A 26,598-nucleotide genomic window follows, 5' to 3' on the forward strand; every position below is an offset into this window, starting at 1 on the left:
GACTCAAGGCGACCGGACCGCTTCCCCGAGCACGCGGGACGCCCCGACCGGAAGGTCCCACAGATCGCCTCGCGCCCGCCCCGCCGCGGCCCACGCGGCGCGCACGCGCTCCAGCGGCGCGAGCGGCGGCTCCGCGGAGAGCAGGAACGTCGCGTAGTGCATGGGCGCCATGGCCCGCGCGCCCACGTCCGCACAGGCGCGCACCGCCTCCTCGGGAGAGGTGTGCACCGGCTTGAGCATCCAGCGCGGCTCGTACGCGCCGACGGGCAGCAGCGCCACATCGATACCGGGGCAGCGGCGGCCGATCTCCGTGAACCAGTGCCCGTAGCCGGTGTCGCCGGCGAAGTAGACGCGCTGTTCCGGCCGCCGGCCGCCCTCCGCTCTCGGGTAGCTCCGGGTGAGCACCCAGCCGCCCCACAGGGAACGGCACGTGTCCGTCAGCGTCCTGCGCGACCAGTGGTGCGCGGGCACGAACTCGAAGCGGACGCGGCCGCCTTCGCGTGCTGCCAGCTCCGCCGCCTCCCACCAGTCCAGTTCCGTGACGCTGGTGAAGCCCCGCCTCCGGCACCAGCGGCCCAGCCCCGCGGGCACGAACAGATGCGTGCGGCGCGGCAGTCGGCGGAGCGTGGGGGCGTCGAGGTGGTCGTAGTGGTTGTGCGAGATGACGACGGCGTCGACGGGCGGCAGATCCGCCCAGGCCACGCCGGGAGGCGTGACGCGCGGCGGCGTTCCGAGGATGCGGCGGGACCACACCGGGTCGGTCAGCACCGTCAGCCCGCCGATGCGGACGACCCAGCTGGCGTGCCCGGCCCAGGTGAGGGCGACGGTGCCGGGGCCGGCCTCGGGCAGCGGGCCCGGCGCGTAGGGCAGCCGCACGATGTCGGCCAGCGTCGCGGGGTCCGGCCGCAGCGAGCCCTCGCGTACGACGCGGAGCAGCGCGCGTACGTCGGGAAGCGGCGCGGTCAGCCGGTCGGCGAAGCTCCGCGGCCAGAACCGCCTGGCGCCGACGGGACGCGGCACGGGGGGCTGCGGACGGACGGGTCCACCGGGCCGGACGGGCTGCGCCGGGCGCTCGGGAGCCGTCGGCGGGGCCGCGGGCGGGCGCGGGCCCGCCGGCTTCGCCGCGCTCTGCGCGTCCTGATCGGTCAGCGTCCGGTCCGTTTCCACGCTCACTCCCGGAGGGCCGTCAGTTCGGCAAGGGCCGTTTCCACCGAGTCCAGTACCCGGCTGCCGCCGGGCGATGCCGCTGGTCCGGGCTGCTCCGGGCCGGTGAGGAGCCCGCCGGACAGCCTCACGCGGAGCGCCTCCGGGTCGTCGCCGAGGCGGTGCCCACCGCACACGTACGGGCCGAGCGTCCCCGCGAGGTGTGCCTCCAGCGCGGGGGAGTCGCGGACACGGCGGGCGTCGAGCCGGGGCCGCAGCGGTTCGAAGTCGGCGTAGACGTGCCGTCCGACGCGCGGCGGGCGGCACAGCGCTCCGGCCGCGGTGACGGCGCGGTGCAGCCCGGTCAGGAGCGTGCCGTGGGCGCGTGCGGTGGCGGCGCGGGCGCTGCGCAGCGACTCCGGTTCGGTGAGGGCGTCGGCGACGGCCGCGTCGTGCGGTCCGCTCAGGCCGGTGCGCAGCACCTTCAGCACCTCCCGTACGGACTCGGCGAGTCCGCGTCCGCGTCCGCTGTGGGGGAAGCGGCCGATCCCGGCGCCGGGTGCGCCCTGCGGCAGCAGCGTCTCGCCGAGCCCGGCGAGCACGACGACGGCGTCCGTCTCCCGTCCGCCGTGGACCATCTCCGCGGGGGAGACGATCACCGTGCTGTGCGGGGCGTGCGTGGTGTCCCGCCACGTCTCGTCGCTGACGATCAGCAGCCTCTCGTCCCCGGCGGCCTCGATCACCTCGTGCAGCAGCTCCGGGGGCACGGCCGTGCCCGTGCAGTCGTCGGCCACGGAGAGCAGCAGCACGCGCGGCTCGTGCCCGGCGGTACGTTCGCGGCGCACCGTCTCGCGCAGGGCGACCGGATCGGGCACTCCCCCGCACTCGGCCGGGACGGGCACGGTCTGCGTTCTGCGGCCCAGCAGCCGGGCCGACCGCGTGTACCAGCCCTCGCCGGGCCTCGGTGTCAGGACGGTGCCGGAGCCCGTCGCGGCGAGCACCGCGAGGAGCAGCAACGGGGCGCTGGGCGCGGCGACGACCTGTTCCGGCCGGGTGTCCATTCCGCGGCGCTGCCAGTAGCCGCAGGCGGCAACGGCTGCGGCGGAACGGACCTGCCGGCAGGTGTCGTCGCTGCCCTCCATCGCTCATGCCTCCGCCGTCGTGCCGCCATCGGCCGCCCGTAAGGCGCCGGAATCGGACAAACGCACAATGCGTCCACTTTTACAGACGCTTCGACGGTGGCGCGCGGCGACACGTACGTGCTCAGCGCGGGCGCCGCAGCCTCGCCAACTGCTCGTCCACGCCGCGTCCGCGGTTGCGGACGATGGCCTCGGCCAGGTCGGCGAGCTTGCGGTTGGTGCGCTGGGACAGCGTGCGCAGCAGGCCGAAGGCCTCCTTGGCGGAGCAGTTCTCCCGTCCCATCACGATCCCGCAGGCCTGGTCCACCACGGGCCGCGAGCGGAGCGCGGAGTTGAGCTGCTCGACCTCGACGAGCGCGTCGCGGTAGCGGCGGTCGCGGCCCAGCACGCCCGCCGCGAGCCCCGCCAGCTCCGCGCCGTGCTCCTGGACCACGCCCGCCAGAGTGCCGGGGCGGAAGGAGTAGACGGAGATGGTCAGTACGGCGCCGTCGTGCCGGTAGGGCAGGGTCGCGCACGCGCGCAGCCCCCGCTGCAACGACATCGCGCGGTAGTGGGGCCAGCGCGTCTCGTGCAGCACGTCGCTGACCAGGACCGGTTCGCCGCTCTCCAGGGCCGCTGGAACAGGTCCTTCCTCGGACTCCCACTGGACGGCGACGAGTTCGGACACGTCGGGGTGGGTGACGGCGGCGGCCGGTCCCTCCGGGGACTCGCTGAGCGGTCCGCCTGCCGCGTCGGTGAGCGTGACGGCGGCGGCGCAGCTGCCGGGCACGCAGGCGACGGCTCGTTCGGCGAGTTCCGTGAAGCCGCGGCTGAGGGATATCTCTCCGCCGCTCTCGTTCGCCTCGCCCAGGGGCGTCAGCGACGGCAGTGTCACGGCGTGAGAACGGTCGGCTGCGAGGGTGTGCGGGGATTCCACAGCCGTTCGGCTGCCCGGCATCGAGGCCTGGAAACTGCCGGGTGTGCGCAGATCCGGCAGGGCTTGTGAACGTCGCGCAGGGACCGGCCGCACGGTGTGCGCGCCTGGCCCGCACGCTAGGTTGACCTGCATGACGGACGTTGAGGGCTTCGGCGCTGAACTGGCGGATTTCCGCAGGCGAGTCGAGGAACTGCGGGCGGCGCGCTCCCTCCCCGAAGAGGAACACCAGCCCTCCCTGGACGCCGCTCTCTTCGAACTCCGTCACGTCGCGGAGGTGTTGTGGCCGCGCTATGAAGAGCTCGCGGCGGCCGGCAGGCGCAGCGGCAGCCGCGACGAAGGACACGAGCAGCAGCTGCTGCGCGCCGTCTTCCAGGGGCTGCCGGTTCCCGTCGTCCTGCTGGACCGGGATGCCGTGGTGCGCCGTCTCAACTCCGCGGCGGCACAGCTGTTCGGCGTGCGCGCCGGCTACGCGGCGGGCCGCTCCCTCACCGGTTCGCTCACGCATGACGGACGGCCGCTCTTCCGTACGCAGGTCGCAGCGACGGCACGGGGCGAGGGCGCGCGGAGCCTGCGCGTGCATCTGCTGCACCCCGCGGCACCCGGGCCCGGCGAGACCGCGCACACCACGCTCCGGGTCACGCTCACCGGGCTGCACACGCCGCAGGACGCGCGCAGCGCGGTGCTCGGCGTCTTCCAGCCCGTCGTGGAGGGGCAGGAAGGGCCCGCGCCGGCGGAGGTGACGCCGCTGGACGCGAGGACCGCCCCCGTCCCCGACCTCGACGAGGTCTCCCAACTGACGGGACTCCTGGACCTCGTCGACGACGTGGCCGCCGGACTGCTCGCGGAGGACGGCCCGCCGGAGCGCGTCGCCGAGCGCGCGGCCTCGGTGCTCCGCGAGCGCTTCGCGGACTGGGTGATCGTCGACGTCGGCGGCAAGGACGCCCTCGCACGGGCCGTGGTACTCGGCCCCGACGAGGCGTTGCGGGCCGCGCTCGCCGAGCAGGACCCGTTCTCCGCTCCCGTGGTCGTCGAGGCGGTCGAGCAGGGCACGAGCACCCTTCAGGCGCGTACGGAGGACTCGGGCGCCTTCGGCTGGGACGGCACGGGCTCGGCGGTGCTCGTGCGGGCCGAGGCCGGCTCGCTGGTGTGCGCGCCGCTGCCGGAATCGCAGGGGGTGCTGACCCTCTTCCGTAGGCGCAGCGGGCGCGCCTTCCAACTCGCGGAAGCGAGCGCCGTGGAGCGCATGGCACGCCACATCGCGCTGGCACTCAGGCGGGCCCGGAACGGCGAGGAAGTGCCCGACGGCCGCTGAGCCGGTGGTCGGAAGGCCGCGCCGCAAGGCGCGTCTGCGGCCGCCCTGCGGCGCGCCGACCGCTCCCGGCGGAGGTCCGTCCGACGGTGCACCGGCATGTCTGCCGTGGGTCCGCTCCGGTGCACCGGAGCCGGTGGGCCGTTCCGCGGCCCGTCCGGCGGCGTGCGCCGGACACCGGACGGGCCGGGACACAGGGGGGAAACGGCCCGGCGCTCGGAACCGCCGGGCCTTCGGCGGCCCGGCCGTCAGGCCGCGGCGAGCTCCGGCTCGCGTTCGCGCTCGACGTCGGCGTCGACCTCCCGCTGGAGCCGGTCGCACGTCCGGCTGATCAGCCGCGAGACGTGCATCTGCGAGATCCCGAGCTGGTCGGCGATCTTCGTCTGCGTCATGTCGCAGAAGAACCGCAGGTAGAGGATGCGGCGCTCGCGCTCCGGCAGCCTCTCCAGCCGCGGCTTGACCGACTCCCGGTACACGACGTGGTCGAAGCCGGGCTCGGTGCGGCCCAGGGTGTCCGCGAGGGAGTACCCGTCGTCCGCGCCCGGCAGCTCGGCGTCGAGGGACAGGGTGCTGTAACTCTCCAGCGCCTCCAGGCCGACCAGGACGTCCTCCTCGGACATCCGGCTGTGCTCCGCGATCTGTGCCACCGAGGGGCTGCGCCCGCCCATGGACAGGCTCAGCTCGCGGCGGCTGATGCGGACTCGGTTGCGCAGCTCCTGCACCCGGCGCGGTACGTGCAGTCCCCACATGTGGTCGCGGAAATGGCGCTTGATCTCACCCACGATGGTGGGGACGGCGAAGCTCTCGAAGGCGCTGCCGCGCCCGGGGTCGTACCGGGTGACGGCCTTGACGAGGCCGAGCGACGCGACCTGCTGGAGGTCCTCCAGCGCTTCGCCGCGGTTGCGGAACCGCTGGGCCAGACGCTCGGCCATCGGCATCCACGCCCTCACGACCTCCTGCCGCAACCGTTCCTTCTCCGGCCCCTCGGGCAGCGAGACGATGCGGCGGAACTCCTCGGAGGTGTCGGGGGCGTCGTCGTGCGGGTGACGGGCTCGCTTCGTACGAGTCTGTACGGGTGCCATGTGTGCTTCTGCCCTCTTCCCTTCGGTGTACTGCGTCCAAGCGGACACCGCGGGAGAGGCACATGCGGACGGGCCGTCGTGCGGCCCTGAGCAGACACACAGGTCCTGCTCCCGCGGATGTGCCTTCTTGCCGAAGCACTGGTGGTGCGCGTGCCCGGGCGTGTGTGCCGCAAACGTCAACGCCGCGTCATGTGGGCCGTCTTACAGCCGTCGCGGTGCGGCGTACGCCGCCGTGGAGTGCGGGTTTCCGGCCCTGAGGTCCGGTAACCCGGCGGCATGGCTGTCGCGACGGCGACGGCGTACGGCTCCGTGCCCGCCCACGAGGACCGGCCCCGGCGCGTACCGAGAGAGGAGCGCACCTCCATGTCAGAGAAGGTCTCCGACCACATCCTGCGCAGGCTGCGCGAGTGGGGTGTCGAGCATGTCTTCGGCTACCCCGGCGACGGCATCAACGGCCTGCTCGCCGCCTGGGAACGGGCGAAGAACGAGCCCCGCTTCGTACAGGCACGGCACGAGGAGATGGCCGCGTTCGAGGCCGTCGGCTACGCCAAGTTCCGCGGCACGCTGGGCGTGTGCACCGCGACCTCGGGCCCCGGTGCCGTCCATCTGCTCAACGGCCTCTACGACGCGAAGCTCGACCACGTGCCCGTCGTCGCCATCGTCGGCCAGACCGCACGCTCCGCGATGGGCGGCTCGTACCAGCAGGAGCTCGACCTGCACTCGCTCTTCAAGGACGTCGCCTCGGAGTTCCTGGAGACGGTCACCGTTCCCGAGCAACTGCCCAACGTCCTGGACCGCGCCGTCCGCACCGCCTACGCGCGCCGCGCGCCGACTGCCGTCATCGTCCACTCCGACGTGCAGGAGCTCGAATACCGGCCGCCCGGCCACGAGTTCAAGATGGTGCCCTCCAGCATCGGCACCAGCGGCTGGCGCACCGAGCCCACGGAGGAAGCGCTCGACCACGCCGCGGAGGTGCTCAACTCCGGTAAGAAGGTGGCGATTCTGGCCGGGCAGGGCGCACGCGGCGCGGAGTCCGAGGTGCGGCAGATCGCCGGCACGCTCCAGGCGGGCGTCGCGAAGGCGCTGCTCGGGATGGACGTTCTCCCCGACACGCTCCCGTATGTGACCGGCCCCATCGGGCTGATGGGCAGCCGCCCCAGCTACGAGATGATGCGTGACTGCGACACCCTCCTCACCATCGGATCGAGCCTGCCCTACAGCCAGTTCCTGCCGGAGTACGGCAAGGCGCGCGCCGTCCAGATCGACCTCGACCCGCACATGGTGGGCATGCGCTACCCGTACGAGGTGAACCTCATCGGCGACGCCGGGTCCACCCTGCGGCGGCTGCTGCCGAAGCTCCGTCAGAAGGACGAAGGGACCGAGTGGCTGGAGGAGTTGACGGCCTCCGTCGCCCGCTGGAAGGACGTCATGCGGCGGCGTGCCGAGGTCGAAGCGGACCCGGTGAACCCCGAGTTCGTCGCGCACACCCTCGATCCGCTGCTTCCCGACGACGCGATCATCACCGCCGACTCCGGCTCCGCGACCAACTGGTACGCCCGGCATCTGACCATGCGCGGCACCATGCGCGGCTCCCTGTCGGGCACGCTGGCGACCATGGGCTGCGGCGTCCCGTACGCGATCGGCGCGAAGTTCGCCCACCCGGACCGGCCCGTCATCGCGCTCGTCGGCGACGGCGCGATGCAGATGAACGGGCTCGCCGAACTCATCACGCTCGCCAAGTACCGGATGACCTGGAACGATCCGCGGTTCGTGATCGGTGTGTGGAACAACCGCGACCTCAACCAAGTCACTTGGGAGATGCGCGCCATGGGCGGCTCGCCGCAGTTCGTCCCGTCGCAGTCGCTTCCCGACGTCTCCTACGCCGCGTTCGCCCGCACCCTCGGCATGACCGGTATCAGGGCTGAGAAGCCCGAGGAAGTGGAGGACGCCTGGCGGCAGGCCCTGGAGTGCGGCGGTCCCGCGGTGGTCGAGTTCATGACCGACCCGTCCGTACCGCCGATCCCCCCGCACGCCGACTGGGACCAGATCGAGGCCACGGTGGAGTCGATCGTCAAGGGCGACACCGGCCGCAGGGCGATGATCAGGCAGGGCTTCAAGGCGAAGCTCCAGGACTTCCTGCCGGGCGGCAGGCCCCGTACGCCGGAGACGGCGGGAGCAGCCGACGACGGGACGGCACCCACGCGGGACGGTGGGAAGCACCGCGAGAACGGAGACCGCCGGGGCGAGGACCGCGAGCACGAGCCTCCCGAAGGCCGGCACTTCGCAGGCGAGCAACACCCAGACGAACACCGTGCGGACGAGCACGGCACGGGCGAGCACCGTACGTACGAGCACGGCGAGGGCGAACGCCACGGCGCCGAACGCCGCGGGCGACGGCACGGCACGCCCAAGGCGGGCAAGGAGCCCAAGAAGCACAAGCGCGAGCGCGCGACGGGCCGGCGCGGACGCGCCGCGAAGGGCGCCGGCAGCTGATGTCCTTGCTCGCCGCATGAGCCGCGCGGAGGCGCCGCCGGGCGGTGCCTCCCCGGCCGCGCCCGTGGGGCCGCCGCCCGGCCACACCGCCGGGGCCGGGGCGGCAGCACCGTTCATCCGGGCCGCCGGGCACGCCGCCGGACAGGCCCCTTCAGGCCTCCCGGGCCCGTGCGCCCTCCCTCGTGCGGCCCGGCGTGACCGGACGGACCGGGTGGCGGCGCAGATACTCCGCCTCCAGCTCCGTCATGCGGACGCTGTGCGCTGACAGCGCGTCCTCCGGGGCGTGCAGCAGGGTGTCGTGCCGGGTGCGGTGGATCGTCTCCAGCTCCTTGAGGAGGTCCGCGTCGGACAACTCGCGGGGGTCGATTCCCATGGGGCTCCCTCTCGGTTTCGCTTGCTGCTGCGCTGTGCGTCCCGGCCTCCGCCGGGCCCCGCGGCCGACCTGCCAGGAGGCCCGCGTGGGCGGGATTCCTCGTGTGGTCCGCGACCGTACGGGTACCCGGCCTCGGCAATCCAAGGAGGGAATAAATGGAACTCGGATTCCTCGGTCCGCTCTTGGAGCGCCAGGGCCCTTGGGCGTCGGTCTACTTCGACACCACCGCGGCCTCCGAGGACGCCGCCGCCCGCCAGAAGCTGGTCGCCAAGTCGGCGCGCGAGCAGCTCAAGGACGAAGGGGCCGACGACGCCACCTGCCGCGCCGTGTACGACAGGCTCGTATCGCTGCCCCGGGGCGCGGAGCCGCCCGGCCACGCGGTCTTCGCAGCCCATGGCGAGGTCGTGCTGGACACCGAGCTGACAGAGCCGCCGCCCGGCGGAGGACCCCTCGTCGCCTGGCAGGCGCTGCCCCGTACGGGCCCGCTCGTCGAACTGGCCGACGGCGATCCGCCCGGGCTCGTCGCGTACATCGACCGCAAGGGCGCCGAATTCGAATTGACGGGCCCCCTGGGCGCACAGGCCGCGGGCCGCGTCACGGGCAGTGACTGGCCCGTGCACCGCACCCCCACCGGCGACTGGTCCGAGCGGCACTTCCAGACGGCCGTCGAGAACACCTGGGAGCAGAACGCGGCGGAGATCGCCGAAGAGCTGCGCAACCGCTGGGAGAAGTGCGGCGCGGAGGTGCTCGTACTGGCCGGGGACGCCCGCGAGCGGAACTCGGTCCACAGCCATCTCCCGGCCGACCTGCGCGAGCGTACGGTCCAGGCGGAGCACGGCGTGCGCGCCGACAGCGGTCCCGAGGGCCCGGCCCTCAACACCGCCGGCGGCCGGAGGCTGCTGAAGGAGGAGGTCGCGGAGGCCCGCTCGCAGTACGCGCGGCGGCGCGTCGCCGAGGCGCTGGAGCGCTTCCAGGCGGGGCGCGCGCCCAGCGAGGAGGGCCGCATCGACGCCGCCGAGGGCGTGCCCGCGCTGGCCGAGGCCGCGCGCGAACACCGCATCGGCGTGCTGCTCGTACGGCCCGAGGGCGCCGATCTGCGCCGCGAGGTCTGGGTCGGCGACGAGCCGGGCCAGCTGGCCGTGCGGCGCTCCGAGGCCCAGTACCTGGGCGCGACGGAGTCCGCCCCCGCGCGCGCCGACGACGCCTTGCTGCGCTCCGCCGCGGCGACGGGTGCCGACGTGCTGTGCGTACGGGACGCCGACGTGCCCGAGGGCGTGCCGCGCGACCTGCCGGACGGCGGCCTCGGCGCGCTGCTGCGCTGGCCGCACGGAGGAGCACCGGAAGGAGGTGGAACCGGTGGCGGACAACATGCAACGCGGTAGTGACCCGTTGAACGTCCACCGGGACGACGAGGCCAAGAAGGAGATGCAGGGCCGCATCCGGTCCGGGCACCCCACGCGGGCCGAGGAGTGGGACGACCCCGAACCGGGCGCGGACGACGACCCCGAGGTCACGGAGCATCCGGTCCCGGTGCTCGGCGGGGCGGGCCAGGAGGAGGCCGAGGACGAGGCGCTGCGCTCCGACCTCGCGCGTCACCTCGGACGCGGCGCCTTTCCCGCCGACCGTGAGGGGCTCAAGCGGGCCCTGCTGGACCAGTACGCGCCGGATTTCCTGGTGGAGACCGTACGGGAGCTGCCCAAGAGCCGTGACACGTACGGGAACGTGCAGGAGGTGATGGCCGCACTGGGGCGGAAGCCCCAGGCGTGAGGAGGGCGCAGCCGGGCGGCAGAATGGCCAACTCGGCGCCTTCCTGGGGGAGTCAAGTTGCCCCTCGGGGGTGCGTTCGAACTCGCCGCCGGGGTCGGTCGCCACCGACCCGGCCCCGGACAGGGCTAGCGAAGCGGCTCCGACCCCGGACGATCCGGCCGACGCGCTTGCGACTGTCCGGCCGACGGCGGCGGGTCGTCGGCCTCGGCCACAGCGAGTTCGGCGTCGGTGCCAACCCGGCGTCGGCCGCGACATGCGGCCGTCAACGGCGGCCGGTCGACCAGGAGGGCCTCGGCCAGGGCCAGTTCCGCGTCCATGCCACACCGACGGCGGCCGCACCTTGAGGACGGCCGCGACATGCGGCCGCCCACACGAAGCCGACCCCGCTTGCGACTGTCCCGCCGACGGCGGCCGGGCGTCCAGGCGGAGTCCATCCAGCCGAAGTCCGTCAACGCTCCGGACGCGCAAGGCCCTCAAGTCGGCCTCGGCCACGGCCAGTTCCGCGTCCATGCAGGTCCGCGGAGGACCGGCCCGCGGCGTCCGCTACGGCACGGATCACGTGCAGCGAGTGTTTACAGCGACCAGGTCGGAGAAAACAAGGCTCCATGGCTACGTTCACCTACCGTGTGGGGCAGAGCCTGCGAGGACTCCGGCACCGGCGCCTTCGGGGCCCGGCGGCCGCCGGGCCGGCGAATCCGGTCGCCGTATCGGCAGCCGTCCCCGGGGCCGCGAGGCCCGGTACGCGCCGCGGTACGTCGTCCTGGCGGAACTGGCCGGCGTCACGGGCCTGGTCGGAGACCGACCGCCGCGTCTTCGCGCTCGTGGCCCGTCGAGACTGGCCCGGATCCGAACGTGTGCTGCCCCGGCTGAGCCGGAGCGCCAACCAGGGGCGGCTGTGGTTCGCCGTGGCGGGCGCCCTCGCGCTCTCCAACACCCCGCGCGCCCGCAGAAGCGCCGCGCGCGGCATCGCCTCGCTGGCCGTCGCCTCGGCGACGGTCAACACTCTGGGCAAGCGCTCGGTGCGGCGCGAGCGTCCACTGCTCGAAGGGGTGCCACTGATACGGCAGTTGCACCGTCAGCCGGTGACCACGTCCTTCCCGTCGGGGCACGCGGCGTCCGCCGCCGCGTTCGTCACGGGTGTGGCCCTGGAGTCGCCCCGCTGGGGCGCGGCGCTCGCCCCGATCGCGGCGGCCGTGGCGTTCTCCCGCGTCTACACCGGCGTTCACTACCCCAGCGACGTCCTGGTGGGTGCGGCGCTCGGCGTCGGCTCCGCATTCGCCGTACGGGGAATCGCCCCGACCCGTTCCCAACTCCCCTCCCCAGGGCGCCCGTTGGCCGATGCCCCGGCGATGCCGGACGGCGCGGGTCTGGTGCTGGTCGCCAACTCCGCGTCCGGATCGCGGCTGGAGGACTCCGAGGCGGCGGGCGGTCCGTCCCGCGAACACACGGCGTCCGTGGCGCGCCCCGTGTCCGCGGCGACGACCACGACGACCACGACGGCGGCGACGTCCGCGGCCTCGGAGGCATCCGCGGACGTCTCCGAGGCCCCGGAGCCCGCCGCGCTGCGCGTCGTGCGGAACATGCTCCCCAAGGCGGAGTTCATCACCTGCGACGCGAGGTCCGGCGGCCTGGCCTACGCGCTCCGGGACGCCGCCCGGCGGGCCGCGGAGCTCGGCGGCGCGCTCGGCGTCTGCGGCGGCGACGGCACCGTGAACGCCGCCGCGTCCTGCGCCGTACGAGCGGGTGTTCCGCTCGCCGTGCTGCCGGGCGGCACGCACAACCACTTCGCCTTCGACCTCGGCGTCGAGGAGTTCGCCGACACCTGCCGTGCCGTGCAGTCGGGCCACGCCGTCGCCGTGGACCTGGGCCGCTTCACACCACAGCCCGAACCGGGAGCGGCGGCCGGCGAGGCCGAGCGGAAGGCGGGCTACTTCCTCAACACCTTCAGCCTCGGCGCGTACCCGGAGCTCGTCCGCATCCGCGAACGGTGGGCGCACCGCATCGGACCGTGGCCCGCCGGAGTGCTTGCGGCGCTGCGCGTCCTTCGTACGAGCGGGCCGGTCGAGGCCGGGCTCGGCGGCAAGGAGCGCGCCCTGTGGCTGCTCTTCGCCGGCAACTGCGCGTACCGGGTGGGCATGGCGCCCGTGCGGCGGCACGACCTCGCGGACGGCATGCTCGACGTCCGTCTCGTCAAGGCGGGCCGCTGGGCCCGTACGCGCCTGTTCATCGCCGCGCTCACGAGCGCGGTGGACCGCTCGCCGCTGCACAGCACGACGCGGCTGCGGCGTCTGATGATCACCGACATTCCGCCGGGCACCCACCTCACGTACGACGGTGAAGTGGCAAGGGCGCCGGGGCGGTTGCTGCTCGACAAGAAGCACGAGGCGCTGCGGGTCTACCGGCCGCTGAGCGTGTGAGGAGAGCCGGGAAGCCCCGGTGAGGGGAGCCGGAATCCGGATCGTCCGGGACGCGGCGGGGCCGCCCGGCGGCGTCCGTCCGCATGGCGGTCCGCGATCGCCCCCTCACCCCTGGCGGCATAGCCTGCGGGCATGACGGACGGCGAAGAGGCGGCGGGGACGGCAGGGGTGGCAGGGGCGCAAGAGGCGACAACGGCAGCAGCGGCGCCGGACGGGGGGCCGCACGCGGAGACCGCCGTCTACACGCACGGTCACCACGAGGCGGTCCTGCGTTCTCACACTTGGCGGACGGCGGCCAATTCGGCGGCGTATCTGCTGGGCGAACTGAAGCCGGGCATGCGCGTGCTGGACATCGGATGCGGTCCCGGCACGATCACCGCGGATCTGGCGGCGCTCGTCCCGGAGGGGCACGTCACCGCCCTCGACTCGGCGTCCGGGGTGCTGGAGCAGGCGCGGGCGACGGCGGCCGAACGGTCGCTGCGCAACGTCTCGTTCGAGACCGGCGACGTGCACGCGCTGGACCACCCCGACGGCGCCTTCGACGTCGTGCACGCACACCAGGTGCTCCAGCACGTCGGCGATCCCGTGCGGGCGCTGCGGGAGATGCGCCGTGTGTGCGCGCCGGGCGGCATCGTCGCGGCCCGGGACGCGGACTACGGCGCGATGTTCTGGTACCCGCTCATCGACGGCCTCGCCGAATGGCAGGAGCTGTACCGGCGCGTGGCGCGCGCCAACGGCGGCGAGCCGGACGCGGGGCGCCGACTCCACGCGTGGGCGCGGGAGTCGGGAGCGGCGGACGTCCACGCGTCGTCGAGCATGTGGTGCTTCGCCACCGAGGAGGAGCGGGCGTGGTGGAGCGAGCTGTGGGCGGAACGCACGCTCGCGTCGTCGTTCGCGGCGTCCGCCGTGGACGGCGGCCACGCCTCGCGGGAGCAGCTGCGGGCGGCGGCGGCCGCGTGGCGGGAGTGGGGCACGCACCCGGACGGCTGGTTCGCGGTGCCTCACGGGGAGATCCTGTGCCGGGCCTGACGTGCGCCGAGTCGCCCAACTAGGGTGCTGCGCATGGACATTCTGGGGACTTCACTGCGCGTCTGCGTCGACGATCTGGATGCCGCGGTTCCGGCGTACGAGCGGCTCGCCAGCACCGAGGCGGTGCGCTTCACGCAAGGACCGGTCTCGGTCGCGGCCGTCGGGCCGTTCTTCTTGATGAGCGGCCCGTCGGAGCACCTGGACATCCTCCGGAAGATCGCGGCGACTCTCGCCGTGAAGGACGTGAGTGAAGCCGTCGCCGATCTGGAGGCGGTCGGCGCCCAGATCATCGCGGGTCCGAAGGAGACGCCGATCGGCCGGAGCGTCATCGCCCGCCATCCTGACGGCAGCGTCTTCGAGTACGTCGACCGCCAGGAGACGTCCGGCTGACGGCGGGACAAGCGCGCGGGAGGACCGTGCCGCCGCGGCGGGCCACCGTCGCGGGCGGCACGGGTCCACGCCGGCAACGCAACCGCACCACCCCGCGACGAGCCCGTCACCACGGGACACCACACCGGAAAGCACAGGCCTCACGCCCCAACTCCCCGCGCCCGCAGGCCTGTTCACAGCACCGGTTCCGTGCACGCAGAGGCCCCCGGCTCTCCCGGGCGCGGGCCCGCGCCGGAGGCGGGTGGGCTCGCGCCCGGCAACGGAACCGCACCACCCGGACCCCCGGCGGCCACCCGCCGGGCACGGCTCACGGCACGACGACGATCTTCCGCCCCTTCCCCGCCGCGAAGCGGTCGAGCGCCTCCGGATACTCGTCGAGCGGCAGGCGGTCGGAGATGAAGATCTCCGGGTCCAGCACGCCGCCCGCGAAGAGTTCGGCCGCGCGCTCGTAGCTGTGCAGGACCGCCATCGAGCCGGTGATGGTGATCTCCTGGTTGTAGATCTTGTACGGCTCGATGGTGGCCGTCGTCGCGTAGTCGGAGACGCCGAACTGGAGGAAGGTTCCTGCCTTGGCCACGCGGCCGAGGCCGTCCTGGATCGCGGCGGCGTTCCCCGTGGCGTCGACCACGAGGTCCCAACCCTGCGGGCGGTCCAGTTCGTCGGCGGTGGCCGCCGCGGCGGAGCAGCCGAGGCGCCGGGCGGTGGCCAGCCGCTCCTCGTTGAGGTCGAGGACGTCGACGCTCGCCGCGCCGGTCCGCTTGGCCAGCTCCAGCATCATCAGGCCCATGGTGCCGGAGCCGTAGATCAACACGTGGGCGCCGAGGCGGCTGCCCAGCACGTCGTAGCCGCGCACGGCGCACGACAGGGGTTCGATGAGCGCGGCGTCCTGCGTGCGTACGTGCTCGGGCAGCTTCACGCAGTTGGCGACGGGCGCGACAGCGTACTCCGCGGCGCCGCCGGCCGTGGTGACGCCGATCGCAGCCCACCGCTCGCACAGGTTGTTGTGCCCGGTGCGGCAGTAGCGGCACTCGTAGCAGTACAGGGACGGGTCGACGGCGACGCGGTCGCCGACGGCGAGTTCGCTCACCTCGCCGCCGGTGCCGACGACCTCCCCGGCGAACTCGTGGCCGGGAACGAGAGGCAGCGACGGGGCGAACTCGCCCTGCCGTATGTGCAGATCCGTGCCGCACAGCCCGCACGCCGCCACCTGGACGACGACCTGACGGGGCCCGGGCGTCGGATCGGGCACGGTCGTGAGTCCGACCTTGCCCACGGACTCGACGAGAGCTGCCTTCATTTCACGGCTCCTAGGGACAGGCCCTGGACCAGCTTGTCCTGGGCGGCGAACCCCGCCGCGAGCACCGGCAGGGAGATGACGAGCGACGCGGCGCACACCTTCGCCAGGAACAGGCCCTGGCTGGTGATGAATCCGGTCAGGAACACGGGCGCGGTCTGCGCGATCACGCCCGTCAGGACCCGTGCGAAGAGCATTTCGTTCCAGCTGAAGATGAAGCAGATCAGCGAGGTCGCGGCGATGCCGGGCATGGCGATGGGCGCCACGACGCGGGTGAGGATCACGGACAGGCGCGCCCCGTCGATCTGCGCCGCCTCGATCAGTGCGGTGGGGATCTCGGCGAGGAACGACTGAAGCATCCACACCGCGATCGGCAGGTTCATGGACGTGTAGAGGATGACGAGAAGCCAGATGTTGTCCAGCATGCCGGAGTTCTTCGCGAAGAGGTAGATCGGCAGCAGGCCGGCGACGACGGGCAGCATCTTCGTGGAGAGGAAGAAGAAGAGGACGTCCGTCCACTTCTTCACGGGCCGGATCGACAGCGCGTACGCCGCGGGCAGCGCCAGCAACAGCACGAACAGGGTCGAGACGACCGACGCCGTAACGGAGTTGGCGAGCGAGAACCACGGGCTGGGTCCTCCCCCGGCGCCGAAGAACTCGCGGTAGCCGTCGAGGGTGAGCGGCGCGGCGAGCGACGGCGGGTTCGTCGCGGCGTCGGTCTCGGAGTGCAGGGAGGTCAGCGCCATCCACAGCACGGGCAGTACGAAGAGGATGCCGACGAGCCAGGCGACCAGCCCCAGTCCGGCGTTCCTCCTGCGGACCTTCTTGGGCGCGGTGTCCGGCACCTTCGGTGCGGATGTGGCGTGCGTGGCGGCGCTCATGACCGGGCCTCCTCGCGGAAGAGGGACGAGACCACCCGCAGTGCGAAGGTGGCGATGACGATGGAGCCGATCACGACCAGCACGCCGGCCGCGGAGGCCAGGCCGTACTCGTGGCCCTGGTAGAAGGTCTGGTAGATCGTGTACGGCAGGTTGGCGGTGCCGAGTCCGCCGGAGGTGATGGTGAAGACGGCGTCGAAGTTCTGCACGATGTAGATCGTGCCGAGCAGGGCGCCAAGCTCCAGATAGCGGCGCAGATGCGGCAGCGTGATGTAGCGGAAGACCTGCCACGCGCTCGCGCCGTCGATCCAGGCGGCCTCGACCGCCTCGGTGGGACGGCTTTGCAGTCCGGCGAGCAGGATCAGCATCATGAACGGCGTCCACTGCCACACCAGCGACGCCTCGACGGCGCCGAGCGGCATCTCCGCGACCCAGTCGGGCTGGGCGGCGCCGTCGCCGAAGAGCGCGTGCAGCACGCCGTTGAAGAGCCCGTACTCGGGGTTGTAGAGCACGTGCTTCCACAGCAGCGCCGCGGCCACGGGCACCAGCAGGAACGGCGCGATGAGCATCGTGCGGACCGCGGCCCGCCCCCGGAACCGGCGGTCCAGCAGCAGGGCGAGGAGCATCCCCAGCACGAGGCTGACGAGCACGACGGTGACGGTGAGGATGATCGTGGTGAGCACCGACTTGCGCAGCTCCGGATCGCCCAGCACCTCCCCGTAGTTGGCGAGTCCCGCGAACGAACGCGCCTCCGGATACAGGGCGTTCCAGTCGAATACGGAGATCACCAGCGTGGCCACCATGGGCAGCTGCGTGACGATGATCAGGAAGATCAGCGCGGGCAGCAGCGGTGCGCGGGTGACCCAGGCGCGGAGCTTGGCGGGCGGGGTCGCCGGCGGCGCGGGCGTGGCCGTACGGTCCGCGGGCGCGCCGGGTGGTGTGGTCGTGGTGGTCGTGGTGTCGGTCGTGTCGGTCACTGCCCTCGCCCCTCGTACTCCTCGGAGATCTCTTCGGCCAGCTGCTGGGACTTCTTCAGGGCCGTCTCGACGGACTGGCGTCCGGCGACCGCCGCGCTGAGTTCCTGGGAGACCTTCGTGCCCAGGTCGGAGAACTCGGGAATGTCCACGAACTGGATGCCGATCGTGGGCCGTTGCTGCACGCCCGGGTCGCGCGGGTCGGTCTCGGTGATGGCCTTGCGGGTGGTCTCGCCGAAGGCTCCGGCGGTCTTCTTGTACTCGGGTATCTCGTACGTCGAAGCGCGCTTGCCCGCGGGGACGTTGGCCCAGCCGAACTCCTTGCCCACCAGCCGCTCGTACTCCTTGCTGGAGGCCCACTTGATGAACTTCCACGCCTTGTCCTGGTTGCGGGAGGCCTTCTGCAGACCCCACGCCCAGCTGTAGAGCCAGCCGGAGGACTTCGTCTTCACCGTCGGCGCGGGCGCGTAGCCGATCTTGCCCTTGACCGGGGACTTGGCGGCCTCGAGAGAGCCCGCTCCCGAGGTGGCGTCGTACCACATGGCGGACTTGCCCTGGGTCATGTTGTTGAGGCACTCGGCGAAGCCGGACTGCGTGGCGCCGGACTCGCCGTGCTTGCGGATCAGATCGATGTAGAACTTCGTGGCCTTGGCGAAGCCCGGGTCGGTCAGCTTCGCCTTGTAGTCCTTGTCGAACCAGGTGCCGCCGAAGGTGTTCACGACCGTGGTGAGCGGGGCCATCATCTCGCCCCAGCCGGGCAGCGCGCGCAGACAGATGCCGCTCATGCCCTTCTCCGCGCCGTCCGCCTTCGCGGCGAGCTTCGCGACCTGCGGCCAGGTCGGCCTGTCGGGCATCTTCAGGCCCTTCTTGGCGAAGACGTCCTTGCGGTACATCAGGAAGGAGGACTCGCCGTAGAACGGCTCCGCGTAGGTCTTGCCGTCCTCGCCCTTCAGGGACTCGCGGATGGGCGGAAGGATGTCCTTCTGGTCGAAGTCCGCGTCCTTCTTGAGATAGCCGTCCAGGGGTTTGAGCCATTCGTTCTTGGCATAGATCGGCGTCTCGTAGTTGCTGATGGTCGCGACGTCGTACTGGCCGGCCTGGTTGGCGAAGTCCTGACTGATCTTGTCGCGGACGTCGTTCTCCGGCAGCGTCGTGAAGCGGACCTTGATGCCGGTCTCTTTGGTGAAGTGCTTGGCGGTGAGCTTCTGGAGCTCGACCATCTGCGGGTTGTTCACCATCAGGACGTTGATCGTGTCGCCGCCGGTGGCGAGGCTGCCGGCGCCGGCGCAGGCGGCCAGCAGCACATTGGCCGTGGCGACGCCTATGAGCGCGCGTGTCCTGTGGCGGCTGTGGCTGCGCATGAACGGTCTCCTGCTCATAAGGGGGCGAAACGGGCGTTGAGAGGGCGGGGCGGGCGGAGGGTCTGACGGGCGGAGGACGGAAGCGTGCTGGCCGTCCGCGCCGTCAAGCCCTGATCACCTGCGGTCCGCGCAGTGAATAGCGGTGGGCCTCGGAGGCGGGCAGACCTGTCGAGGTGATGATCGTCTGGAAGTCGCCGACCTCCGCGAAGCGGCAGAAACTCACCGCACCGAACTTCGTGTGCATGCCCGCGAAGATCCGCCGCCGGGAGGCGCGCAGCGCCTGCGCCTTGACCTCGCTGACGGCCGGGTCGGGAGTGGTCAGGCCGTGTTCACGGGAGATGCCGTTGGCTCCGATGAAGGCCAGGTCGATGACGAAGCCGGAGAGCATCTTCGTCGTCCAGTGGTCGACTGTGGCGAGCGTGCCGCCCCGTACGCGGCCGCCGAGCAGCAGCACGGTGATCTCCTCGGCTGTGGCGAGCGCACCCGCCGCGGCCAGCGAGGCGGTCACGACGGTCAGCGGGCGGTCACGGGGCAGCCCCTCGGCGATGAGCTGCGGCGTGAACCCCTCGTCGATGAAGACCGTCTCCGCCTCGCCGAGGTGCTCGACCGCGGCGGCGGCGATGCGGCGCTTCTCGGGCACGTGCATCGTGGTGCGGAAGGCGAGCGTCGTCTCGAAGCCGGCGCTCTCCACGGGATAGGCACCGCCGTGCGTGCGGCGCAGCAGCCCGTGGGACTCCAGTACGCGCAGGTCGCGGCGGACCGTCTCCTTCGCCACGCCCAGTTCGGCGGCGAGCTCGGCGACGTCCACGGATCCGCTTCGCCGGGCCGCCCCGACGATCTCCCGCTGACGCTCCTCCGCGCTCATGAGCGGCGCTCCCTTCCTCTCCACGGGGCTCCATTGCCAAGTGGCTCCGCGGACGTCCGCAGATGTCCGCGGGGTCTTCTTCTCCGCACGGTCGTCCTCCGTACGGTCACCGATCTGCCCGTTCGGGCCTGTGTGGAGAGTTGTACAGCCCCTCGAACACGAGGACCAGGCCAGGTGCCGGTCGGATCGTGACCGTATCTGCCCGTTCCGCTGCTGCATACGGGCCCTGTGCCCTGGGACGGAACGGGCCTGACGGCGGTTCGGACTGTCTGTTTCCCGGCCCGGAAGTGCCCGTTCCGGGCCCGGCTGGTCAGGCCGGGCGCATCCGGAAGTCATACCGAGCGGGCAGCGGCTCGTCGGTGATCGCCGCCCAGGTCTCGTTCAGCACCTCGTCGCCCTCGCGCAGATCGTCCACGTCGAAGCCCGCGTCGAAGACCGCGCGCGCCTGCTCCGTCTCGCCCTGCGCCAACAGCACCTGCGCGCGGAGGAGTTGAAAACGGCCGCGGTGGCGGTATTCGGCGGGCAGCCGGTCCAGGGAATCGGCGGCAGCGGAGGCCCGGCCCGCGTCGAGCAGTACGGGCACGGCCTCCCGTACGAGAGCCGCCAGAGCCGGTGCTCCCGCGGCCGACGCGAGGTCCATGGCGGCCAGATAGCGGTCGGCGGCCCGCTCGGGGTGCAGGCCGGCCGTCTCGTCGCGGGCGTCGGCGAAGGCCAGGCAGCGCAGCGACCACGGCGTGGGCGCCGCGGCGGCCGAGCGCTCCCAGCTGCGTACGGCCTGGGCCCGGTCCCCGGCGTGCCACTGGGCGACGCCCAGGTGGTAGTCGGTGAGCGGGCCCGAGGGCGCGCACTCCAGCTGGTCGCGCCAGGCGTCGGAGACGAGCGAGTGCCCGGGCGGTCTGGAAGCGGTCAGGGCCGTGCGTACGCCGGCGGCGTCGTCGCGGAACCGGCCCTGCGTGAGCAGCTCCGTCCAGGGGCGCTGCTGCTCCCCCATCGCCGCCCGCGGGAAGGGCGTGCCGGGCAACTCGTAGCCGCCGCGGGCCACTTCGAGGGCGCCCCAGCCGGAGCCGGTGGCCAGCAGCCCACCGTCCGGACCGTCTGCCGGTTCCGTGTGCGGCTCGGCGTCCGCGCACGGGCGCCAGGCCGCGAACGCCCCGTCCACGTCGGCGCGAGGCAGGGCCTCCTCCAGGCGGTCCGCGGTGTGCCGCCGGGCGGCATCCCAGTCCTCGCCGTGCACGGTGGCGGGGTCGGCGGTGAGCGGACCGTACGCCTCCAGCCATGCGAACTCCTGCCCCGCCTCCAGGGGAACGTGCTCCAGCTGCGTACGCGCCAGGCCGGCCTGGATCTCGGCGTAGCCGCCGGTCCCCGGCTCGGTCAGCCACTCCTGCCAGCGCCGCCCGCCGGGGCCGTGGCCCCACACGAACAGCTTCCGGCCGCTCAGCAGGTCGGTCGAGGTCTGGACGAGGCCCGTGCCGTGCTCGTCGAGGGAGGCGATCCACTTCCGCTCCTCGCGGGGGATCTCGTAGAAGTAGTCCGCCGGGAACTCGCTGCGCAGCGCGTACGACCGGTCCACGCCGTCCCACTCCGGCACGGGGATGCGGCGCAGCCGCCGTTCGTACGCGAAGTACCAGGTCTCCTCCGACGGTACGAGCACGCGGGTGCCCTCCTGCTCCGGGACCGCGATGTTGGACCACCAGTAGACGGGCACGGTCCGGTCGTGCGGATTGCGGATGCGGGCGCCGACGTAGAGAAACTCCGATCCCTCAGGGAGCCACAGGTCCACCTGGAAGGGAGTGTCGCGCAGCCGCTCCCACTCCCACAGCCGCAGCATCGCGCCGTCCCCGCCGGGGGCGGGCACGCGGGCGGCGTGCACGGGAGCGACGGAGAGCGTCGTGTGCCCGGTCGCCCCGATGTTCCACTCGATGCCGCCGGAGAACCACGCCCCGTTGAGGGCGAAGTCGGCGGGTTGCAGCACGGGGTTGGTGTAGAGCAGTTCGCGCCCGCTGGGCTTGTGGTGGAGCGAGTGGACGCGGCCGCCGAGGCCCGGCAGCACGGTCGCGCGCAGCAGGTCGTTCTCCAGGACCAGGGCGTCCAGGGCCGCGGGTGCGCGCTCGCGTGTGTAGCCGTCGAGAACGGGGGCCGGCAGCACGGACCGCAGCGGCGCGTAGCCGACCTGACGCGCCATGTCGGGCGGCAGCTCGGCCCGCTGGCGCTCGTCGATCGTGTGCATCTCGTCGAGAGGCGCCAGCGCCGGCAGCGGATTCTCGGGGCCGACCGGTGCGAAGGGCAGGGTGAGGGTGGTGCGGCGCAGCGTCGTCGGCACGGCTACCTCGATCCTCTCCGCGGGCGCCGCCGCCTTGCCGGGACCCCCTCTCGATCGCCATGGAACACGGTGGACGGCGCCTTGAACAGGGCGCCGGGGGGCGCGGTCTCGTACGCCGGGGCGCTCGGGCCCCAGGTGGGGGCGGGTGTCAGGTCCCCGGGGCCGCGGGGCGGGCGGGCATGGTACGAACGTGGCGTGACCGACGCCGCGCTCTTCCCGCCGTCTCTGCCCGTGCTCAACGACATGAGGCGCACCGCGAGCGGACGGGAATGGCTGGAGCAACTGCCCGCGCTGGTCGGCGAGTTCCGCGAGCGCTGGGAGCTGCGGCTCGGCGCTCCGTACCACGGCGGCAGCTGTTCCTGGGTGGCACCGGCGCGGCGCACCGACGGAACCCGGGCCGTACTGAAGGTGACGTGGCCGCACCGGGAGGCGCGGCCCGAGGGCGAGGTACTGAAGCTGTGGGCGGGGCGCGGCTCGGTGCTCGTCCTCGAACACGACCCCGGGCGGTACGCGCTGCTGCTGGAGCGGTGCGAGCCGGGCACCGAGCTGGGCGCGGCCGGTGAGATCCCCGCCGGGGAACGGCTGTTGCTGGGTGCGGGCGTGCTGCGCCGGCTGTGGGACGCGGGCCGCGAGGCCTGGGAGGGCGGGCCGCCACGGGACGCTGCGACGTCGGTCGAGCGGCTGTCCGACGTGGCGGCGGAGTGGGCGGACCTGGTCGAGGAGCGCGCGGAGCGCCACGGCCGGACGGGGGCGCTGGACACCGGCGTGACCGCGCTCGGCGCGGAACTGCTGCGTGAACTCCCCCTGAGCGCACGGCGGGAGACCGTGCTGCACGGCGACTTCAACCCGGGCAATCTGCTCGCCGCCGAGCGGACACCGTGGCTGGCGATCGATGCGAAGCCGATGTACGGCGATCCGGCGTTCGATCCCTGGCGGCTGGTCGAGCAGATCGACGACCCGTTCGCGCACGACGATCCGCGCCGTACGCTCGCGCACCGCACCGAGCTGGTCGCGGACGCCCTCGGCGAGGACGTGGCACGGATGCGCGCGTGGGCCGTGGCGCGGCAGGTGGAGCACGCGCTGTGGGCGGCGGACGGAGACGGGGAGACGGCACGCGCAGAGGGGGGCGAACTGCGCGTGGCCGTACGGATGTTGGAGCGAGCCCGCGTGCTGGCGGAGCTGGCCGGGCTGTAGGCGGGACCCGAGGCTGCGCGGCTCCAGTGGCCGGAGCCCCGTTCACTCCCCCGTGACGCCGTCCGCCAACTCCCGTGCCACGTCGAGCTGTCCGACGTGGCGGGCGTACTCCTGAAGCAGATGGAAGAGGATCCAGGCCAGCGACGGCGCCTCGTCCTCCGTGGGGAAGCGGCCTCCGAGCCGGGCGTGCGCGTCCAGGCGCGCCTCGCGGACGATCTCGCGCGAGCGGTCGCACTGCGCGCGGAACGCGTCGATGACATCGGCGGCCGGCATCCCGTCGGGCACGCGCCATCTGTCGTCGCCGCCCGTATCGCCCCACGGGTCGGGGACGCGCTCCGCCGCGAAACCCCAGGCGAGCCAGCGGCGTTCGGTATAGGTCAGGTGCCGGACCAGCTCCAGCGGCGACCAGCCCGACGGGACCCGGCTGCGCCGCAGATCCTCATCCGACAGGCCGTCGAGCTTCCTGAGGAGTGTGTCGCGGTAGAAGTCGAGGTAGCCCCGCAGCAGGACGTGCGGATCGCCGACGGACGGATCCGGCTGACCCGGCGGCAGTGGCGGGATGGCGGCTTCGATGGCAGTCACAGCAGTCCCGGTTCGTCGTAGGTGAGAGTACGGGCGTCGGCGTCCAGTACGGCCGGGACGCCGAGGGGCAGGGTGGGCGTCGAGGGCCCGTGGCCGAAGCCGAGCTCCTCGACGACGGGCACGCCGAGGGGTTCGAGCCGCTCACGCAGCACCACGCCGACCTCCTCGGGATCGCCGCACTCGGTCCAGGAGCCGAGGGCGATCCCGGCGACGCCGTCGAACCAGCCCGAGCGCAGCAGCTGCGTCAGCAGCCGGTCGAGGCTGTAGGGAGGCTGGTCTATGTCCTCCAGGAGCACGATGGCTCCGGCCGCGGAGGGGCGGGCGTGCGGAGTGCCGCGCTCGGCCGCGAGGAGGGCGAGGTTTCCGCCGGCGGTGACGCCGCGGGCGCGCCCGGGAACGAGCGTGCGGGTCCCCTCGGTTGGGCCGATCTGCAGGACCGTCTCGGGGCTGAAGAGCGAGCGCCGCAGATGGTCGCGCGTCGCCTCGTCGCCGAGGAAGGAGCCGGTGGCCGTCATCGGCCCGTGCAGGGTGGCGAGGCCGAGGCGCTGCGCCAGCGCCTCATGGAGCACGGTCAGATCGCTGTAGCCGACGAACACCTTGGGGCCCGCGGCGCGGAGCCTGTCCCAGTCGAGCAGGTCGAGGACGCGCTGGGTGCCGTATCCGCCGCGCGCCGAGATGACGGCCGCGAGCGACGGATCGCACCAGGCCTCCTCCAGATCGCGGGCCCGGTGCTCGTCCGCGCTCGCGAGATGGCCGAGGGACGGGTGCGGTTCCAGCACATGCGGGCCGACGACGGGCTCCAGGCCCCACTCGCGCAGAACGGCGAGGCCCGCCTCCAGCCGCTCCCGCGGCACGGGCCCGCTGGGCGCCACGATCCCGACGCGGTCGCCGGCGCGCAGCCGGCGCGGCCTGGTCAGGGCGGCGGGTGCGGGACCGGCGTCGGCGGCCGGTGGTGCGGGTGCCGTTGCGGGCGCGTTGCTGCTGCTCATGCGTTCAGCTCCAGTACCGGTACGTCGTCGCGGGCGATGCCGAAAGTCTGCGCGTAGAGCGAGAGTTCGGCCTCGACCGCCCGGATGATGGTCTCGGCGCGGCGGAAGCCATGGCCCTCGCCCTCGAAGGTGAGGTACGCGTACGGGACGCGGCCGCCGTCGACGTGGGCCACGAAGCGTTCGCACTGCACAGGCGGGCAGATCACGTCGTCCAGCCCCTGAAGCAGCAGGAACGGCACGGTGACCCGGTCCGCACGGTGGAGGGGCGAGCGGTCGCGGTAGCGCTCGGGAAAGCGCTCCAGCGGGCCGACGAGCGACTCCAGATACTGCGATTCGAAGTCGTGCGTCTCGTCTGTGGCCCAGCCCGTCAGGTCGAGGATGGGATAGCTGATCGTCCCGCATGCGTAGAGGCCCTCGGCGGCCGGGGAGGTGAGGGACGCGGCGCTGGTCCAGCCGCCGGCGCTGCCCCCGCGCACCGCGATCCGCGACGCGTCGGCCTCGCCTTCCGCGGCCAGCCGCCGTGCGACGGCGGCGCAGTCCTCGACGTCCACGACGCCCCACTGCTCGCGCAGCCGATTGCGGTAGGCGCGCCCGTAGCCCGTCGAGCCGCCGTAGTTCACCTCCACGACCCCTATGCCGCGTGAGGTGAAGTAGGCGATCTCCAGGTCGAGTACGAGCGGTGCCCGGCTCGTCGGGCCGCCGTGCGCCCACACCACGTACGGCGGCAACTCGCCCTCGGGCGCCTCGTATCCGGGGTGGCGCGGCGGATAGACGTGGGCGTGGACGTCGCGCCCGTCCGGGCCGGTGAAGGTGCGTTCGAGCGGCTGCGGGTAGTAGGAGGGGTCGACCGGGTCCTTGTGGTGTGCCGCGAGGACTCTGCTGTGGCCGGTGCGGGTGTCGAGTTCGACGACCTCGTAGGAGCTGTGCGGACCGGCGGCGACGCCGACGACCCGGCTGCCCGCCGTGGCCAGGGCCGCCCACTCCGTCCACGGGCCGCCGGCGTCGGCGAGTTCACCGGTCTCCGGGTCGAGGACGCCCAGCCGCATGGCGCCTCTTCCGTGCAGGGCCGCGATGAGCCCGCCGTCGAAGGGCTCGAACCACTTCTGCCCGATGCGCCAGAGCCCGGCGGCGAACTCCTCCTCGCGCGGGCACAGATCCCTTCTGGCGCCCGGACCGGAGGCGGGCGCGTCGAGGTCGAGACGCTGAAGGTTCCACCAGCCGGACTCGTCGGAGCAGAGCAACAGGGCGCCGTCGGCGGCCCATTCGACCTGCGCGACGGACTCCTCCGGGCCGCCAGCGACGGTTCGCACGTCCGAGAATCCGCCGTCGGAGGTGATCCGGGCGGTCTTCACCTGCGTGCCGTCCCAGGGCATCGCGGGGTGGTCCCAGGCGAGCCAGGCGACGCGGCCGCCGTCCGGTGAGAGCCGCGGCCCCGTCACGAAGCGGCTTGCGTCGTCGGTCAGTTCGCGTACGCGGCCCCGGTCGTCGGCGGCCGAGCCGTCCAGCGGCACGGCCGCGATGAGCCGCCGCAGATCGGTCGGGCGCTCACCGGTGAACTCCTCCAGTACGCACCACACTTCGGGCCCCGCCGGACCGTCCGGCACCACGACGGGATCGCACCAGCGCAGCCCGCCCGGGATGACCTCGGCCACGGGCGTCAGGGGCCGCGGCGCGCTGCCGGGGCTGTCCGGCTCGAACGCGTACAGCCGCTGGTCGGCGAAGTGCGTGAAGACGATCAGCGGCCCGCCCTCGGCGCGGGGTGTGCCCGCCCACGGGAGCCCGCCGTACTCGATGACACGGTTGCGCACGTTCCACGGGGGCGGCAGCACCGACTGTGCCTCGCCGCCGCCGGCGGGCAGCCGCATCAGGGCGCGCCGGCCCGCCTCGTCGGGGCGGGGCTCCGTCCACCACATCTCGTCGCCGACGGCGCCGAGGTATTCGGGCCGCCCGTCGTGCGACGCGACGAGGGCGGCGTCGATGGGGGACGGCCAACTGCCGTACGGCGCGGTGGTCTTCGCCATGTGCTGTGAGCCTCCGTAAGCGTGGGGTACGGGATGCGGGTGCGGGGACCTGGGACCTGTCC

General features: G+C 72.9%; 21 protein-coding genes and 1 pseudogene. 8 read left to right on the top strand and 14 right to left on the bottom strand.

Going from position 1 to position 26,598, the window contains the following annotated elements; all coding sequences use genetic code 11:
- Positions 1-3: 3 nt before the first annotated feature.
- The 3 genes from QQM67_RS15120 to QQM67_RS15130 all read right to left on the bottom strand — a co-directional run bounded on the left by QQM67_RS15120 (position 4) and on the right by QQM67_RS15130 (position 3,156).
- The gene (locus tag QQM67_RS15120; protein ID WP_399066696.1) at positions 4-1,173 is read right to left on the bottom strand and encodes an MBL fold metallo-hydrolase; all 1,170 of its coding nucleotides are present in this window, start codon (positions 1,171-1,173) and stop codon (positions 4-6) included.
- The gene (locus tag QQM67_RS15125; protein WP_314174344.1) at positions 1,170-2,285 is read right to left on the bottom strand and encodes an aminotransferase class I/II-fold pyridoxal phosphate-dependent enzyme; all 1,116 of its coding nucleotides are present in this window, start codon (positions 2,283-2,285) and stop codon (positions 1,170-1,172) included. Before QQM67_RS15125 ends, QQM67_RS15120 begins: the two co-directional genes overlap by 4 nt.
- A gap of 121 nt (positions 2,286-2,406) precedes the next feature.
- Complete coding sequence (locus QQM67_RS15130) at positions 2,407-3,156, bottom strand: GAF and ANTAR domain-containing protein (RefSeq protein ID WP_314174345.1); 750 nt, start codon at positions 3,154-3,156, stop codon at positions 2,407-2,409.
- 172 nt (positions 3,157-3,328) lie between these two features.
- On the opposite strand from QQM67_RS15130, the gene QQM67_RS15135 reads away from it, so the two are divergent.
- Positions 3,329-4,510, top strand: coding sequence for a PAS domain-containing protein (locus QQM67_RS15135; protein ID WP_314174346.1), 1,182 nt, complete (start codon positions 3,329-3,331; stop codon positions 4,508-4,510).
- A gap of 245 nt (positions 4,511-4,755) precedes the next feature.
- Here the strand turns inward: QQM67_RS15135 and QQM67_RS15140 are convergent, their stop codons facing one another.
- Positions 4,756-5,589, bottom strand: coding sequence for a SigB/SigF/SigG family RNA polymerase sigma factor (locus QQM67_RS15140; RefSeq protein WP_314174347.1), 834 nt, complete (start codon positions 5,587-5,589; stop codon positions 4,756-4,758).
- Between the two features lie 363 nt (positions 5,590-5,952).
- Between QQM67_RS15140 and QQM67_RS15145 the strand changes: the two are divergent.
- Positions 5,953-7,734: pseudogene (locus QQM67_RS15145) on the top strand (thiamine pyrophosphate-requiring protein); the annotation flags it as partial.
- A 499-nt stretch (positions 7,735-8,233) separates the two neighbouring features.
- Here QQM67_RS15145 and QQM67_RS15150 read toward each other — a convergent pair.
- Positions 8,234-8,455, bottom strand: coding sequence for a DUF6158 family protein (locus QQM67_RS15150; protein ID WP_314174348.1), 222 nt, complete (start codon positions 8,453-8,455; stop codon positions 8,234-8,236).
- Positions 8,456-8,610: 155 nt separating this feature from the next.
- Here QQM67_RS15150 and QQM67_RS15155 point away from each other — a divergent pair, with 155 nt between their 5' ends.
- From QQM67_RS15155 to QQM67_RS15175, 5 genes are all read left to right on the top strand, one after another.
- Complete coding sequence (locus QQM67_RS15155; RefSeq protein WP_314174349.1) at positions 8,611-9,837, top strand: baeRF2 domain-containing protein; 1,227 nt, start codon at positions 8,611-8,613, stop codon at positions 9,835-9,837.
- Positions 9,824-10,222, top strand: a complete 399-nt coding sequence (locus QQM67_RS15160) for a DUF2795 domain-containing protein (RefSeq protein ID WP_314174496.1) — start codon at positions 9,824-9,826, stop codon at positions 10,220-10,222. The genes QQM67_RS15155 and QQM67_RS15160 overlap by 14 nt, the downstream gene beginning before the upstream one ends.
- 605 nt (positions 10,223-10,827) lie before the next feature.
- Positions 10,828-12,639, top strand: a complete 1,812-nt coding sequence (locus tag QQM67_RS15165; RefSeq protein WP_399066702.1) for a phosphatase PAP2 family protein — start codon at positions 10,828-10,830, stop codon at positions 12,637-12,639.
- A 132-nt stretch (positions 12,640-12,771) separates the two neighbouring features.
- Entirely contained in the window at positions 12,772-13,668 is an 897-nt protein-coding gene (locus QQM67_RS15170; protein ID WP_314174351.1) for a methyltransferase domain-containing protein, read from the top strand.
- Positions 13,669-13,701: 33 nt separating this feature from the next.
- Positions 13,702-14,058 (top strand): VOC family protein, encoded by a 357-nt coding sequence (locus tag QQM67_RS15175; protein ID WP_314174352.1) that lies wholly within the window; start codon positions 13,702-13,704, stop codon positions 14,056-14,058.
- A gap of 307 nt (positions 14,059-14,365) precedes the next feature.
- Here QQM67_RS15175 and QQM67_RS15180 read toward each other — a convergent pair whose 3' ends face one another.
- The 6 genes from QQM67_RS15180 to QQM67_RS15205 form a co-directional block, all read right to left on the bottom strand.
- Complete coding sequence (locus QQM67_RS15180) at positions 14,366-15,355, bottom strand: zinc-dependent alcohol dehydrogenase family protein (protein ID WP_314174353.1); 990 nt, start codon at positions 15,353-15,355, stop codon at positions 14,366-14,368.
- Positions 15,352-16,233 (bottom strand): carbohydrate ABC transporter permease, encoded by an 882-nt coding sequence (locus tag QQM67_RS15185; RefSeq protein ID WP_314174354.1) that lies wholly within the window; start codon positions 16,231-16,233, stop codon positions 15,352-15,354. Before QQM67_RS15185 ends, QQM67_RS15180 begins: the two co-directional genes overlap by 4 nt.
- Positions 16,230-17,207 (bottom strand): carbohydrate ABC transporter permease, encoded by a 978-nt coding sequence (locus QQM67_RS15190; RefSeq protein ID WP_314174355.1) that lies wholly within the window; start codon positions 17,205-17,207, stop codon positions 16,230-16,232. Before QQM67_RS15190 ends, QQM67_RS15185 begins: the two co-directional genes overlap by 4 nt.
- Positions 17,204-18,565 (bottom strand): ABC transporter substrate-binding protein, encoded by a 1,362-nt coding sequence (locus tag QQM67_RS15195; protein WP_314174356.1) that lies wholly within the window; start codon positions 18,563-18,565, stop codon positions 17,204-17,206. Before QQM67_RS15195 ends, QQM67_RS15190 begins: the two co-directional genes overlap by 4 nt.
- 103 nt (positions 18,566-18,668) lie before the next feature.
- Complete coding sequence (locus tag QQM67_RS15200; RefSeq protein ID WP_314174357.1) at positions 18,669-19,430, bottom strand: DeoR/GlpR family DNA-binding transcription regulator; 762 nt, start codon at positions 19,428-19,430, stop codon at positions 18,669-18,671.
- Positions 19,431-19,740: 310 nt separating this feature from the next.
- Complete coding sequence (locus QQM67_RS15205; protein ID WP_314174358.1) at positions 19,741-21,750, bottom strand: DUF5107 domain-containing protein; 2,010 nt, start codon at positions 21,748-21,750, stop codon at positions 19,741-19,743.
- 195 nt (positions 21,751-21,945) lie between these two features.
- On the opposite strand from QQM67_RS15205, the gene QQM67_RS15210 reads away from it, so the two are divergent.
- On the top strand, positions 21,946-22,944 hold the full coding sequence (locus QQM67_RS15210) for an aminoglycoside phosphotransferase family protein (protein ID WP_314174359.1): 999 nt from the start codon (positions 21,946-21,948) through the stop codon (positions 22,942-22,944).
- A 42-nt stretch (positions 22,945-22,986) separates the two neighbouring features.
- Here the strand turns inward: QQM67_RS15210 and QQM67_RS15215 are convergent, their stop codons facing one another.
- From QQM67_RS15215 to QQM67_RS15225, 3 genes are read right to left on the bottom strand one after another with little or no spacing between them, the layout of a single operon-like run.
- Positions 22,987-23,526 (bottom strand): DinB family protein, encoded by a 540-nt coding sequence (locus QQM67_RS15215; protein WP_314174360.1) that lies wholly within the window; start codon positions 23,524-23,526, stop codon positions 22,987-22,989.
- Positions 23,523-24,515: a S66 peptidase family protein gene (locus QQM67_RS15220; RefSeq protein WP_314174361.1), complete on the bottom strand. Its 993-nt coding sequence runs from the start codon at positions 24,513-24,515 to the stop codon at positions 23,523-23,525. The genes QQM67_RS15215 and QQM67_RS15220 overlap by 4 nt, the downstream gene beginning before the upstream one ends.
- Positions 24,512-26,536, bottom strand: a complete 2,025-nt coding sequence (locus tag QQM67_RS15225; RefSeq protein ID WP_314174362.1) for a S9 family peptidase — start codon at positions 26,534-26,536, stop codon at positions 24,512-24,514. Before QQM67_RS15225 ends, QQM67_RS15220 begins: the two co-directional genes overlap by 4 nt.
- Between the last annotated feature and the right edge of the window lie 62 nt (positions 26,537-26,598).

Origin of the sequence: Streptomyces winkii (assembly GCF_032248595.1) — a bacterium.
GTDB lineage: Bacteria > Actinomycetota > Actinomycetes > Streptomycetales > Streptomycetaceae > Streptomyces > Streptomyces winkii.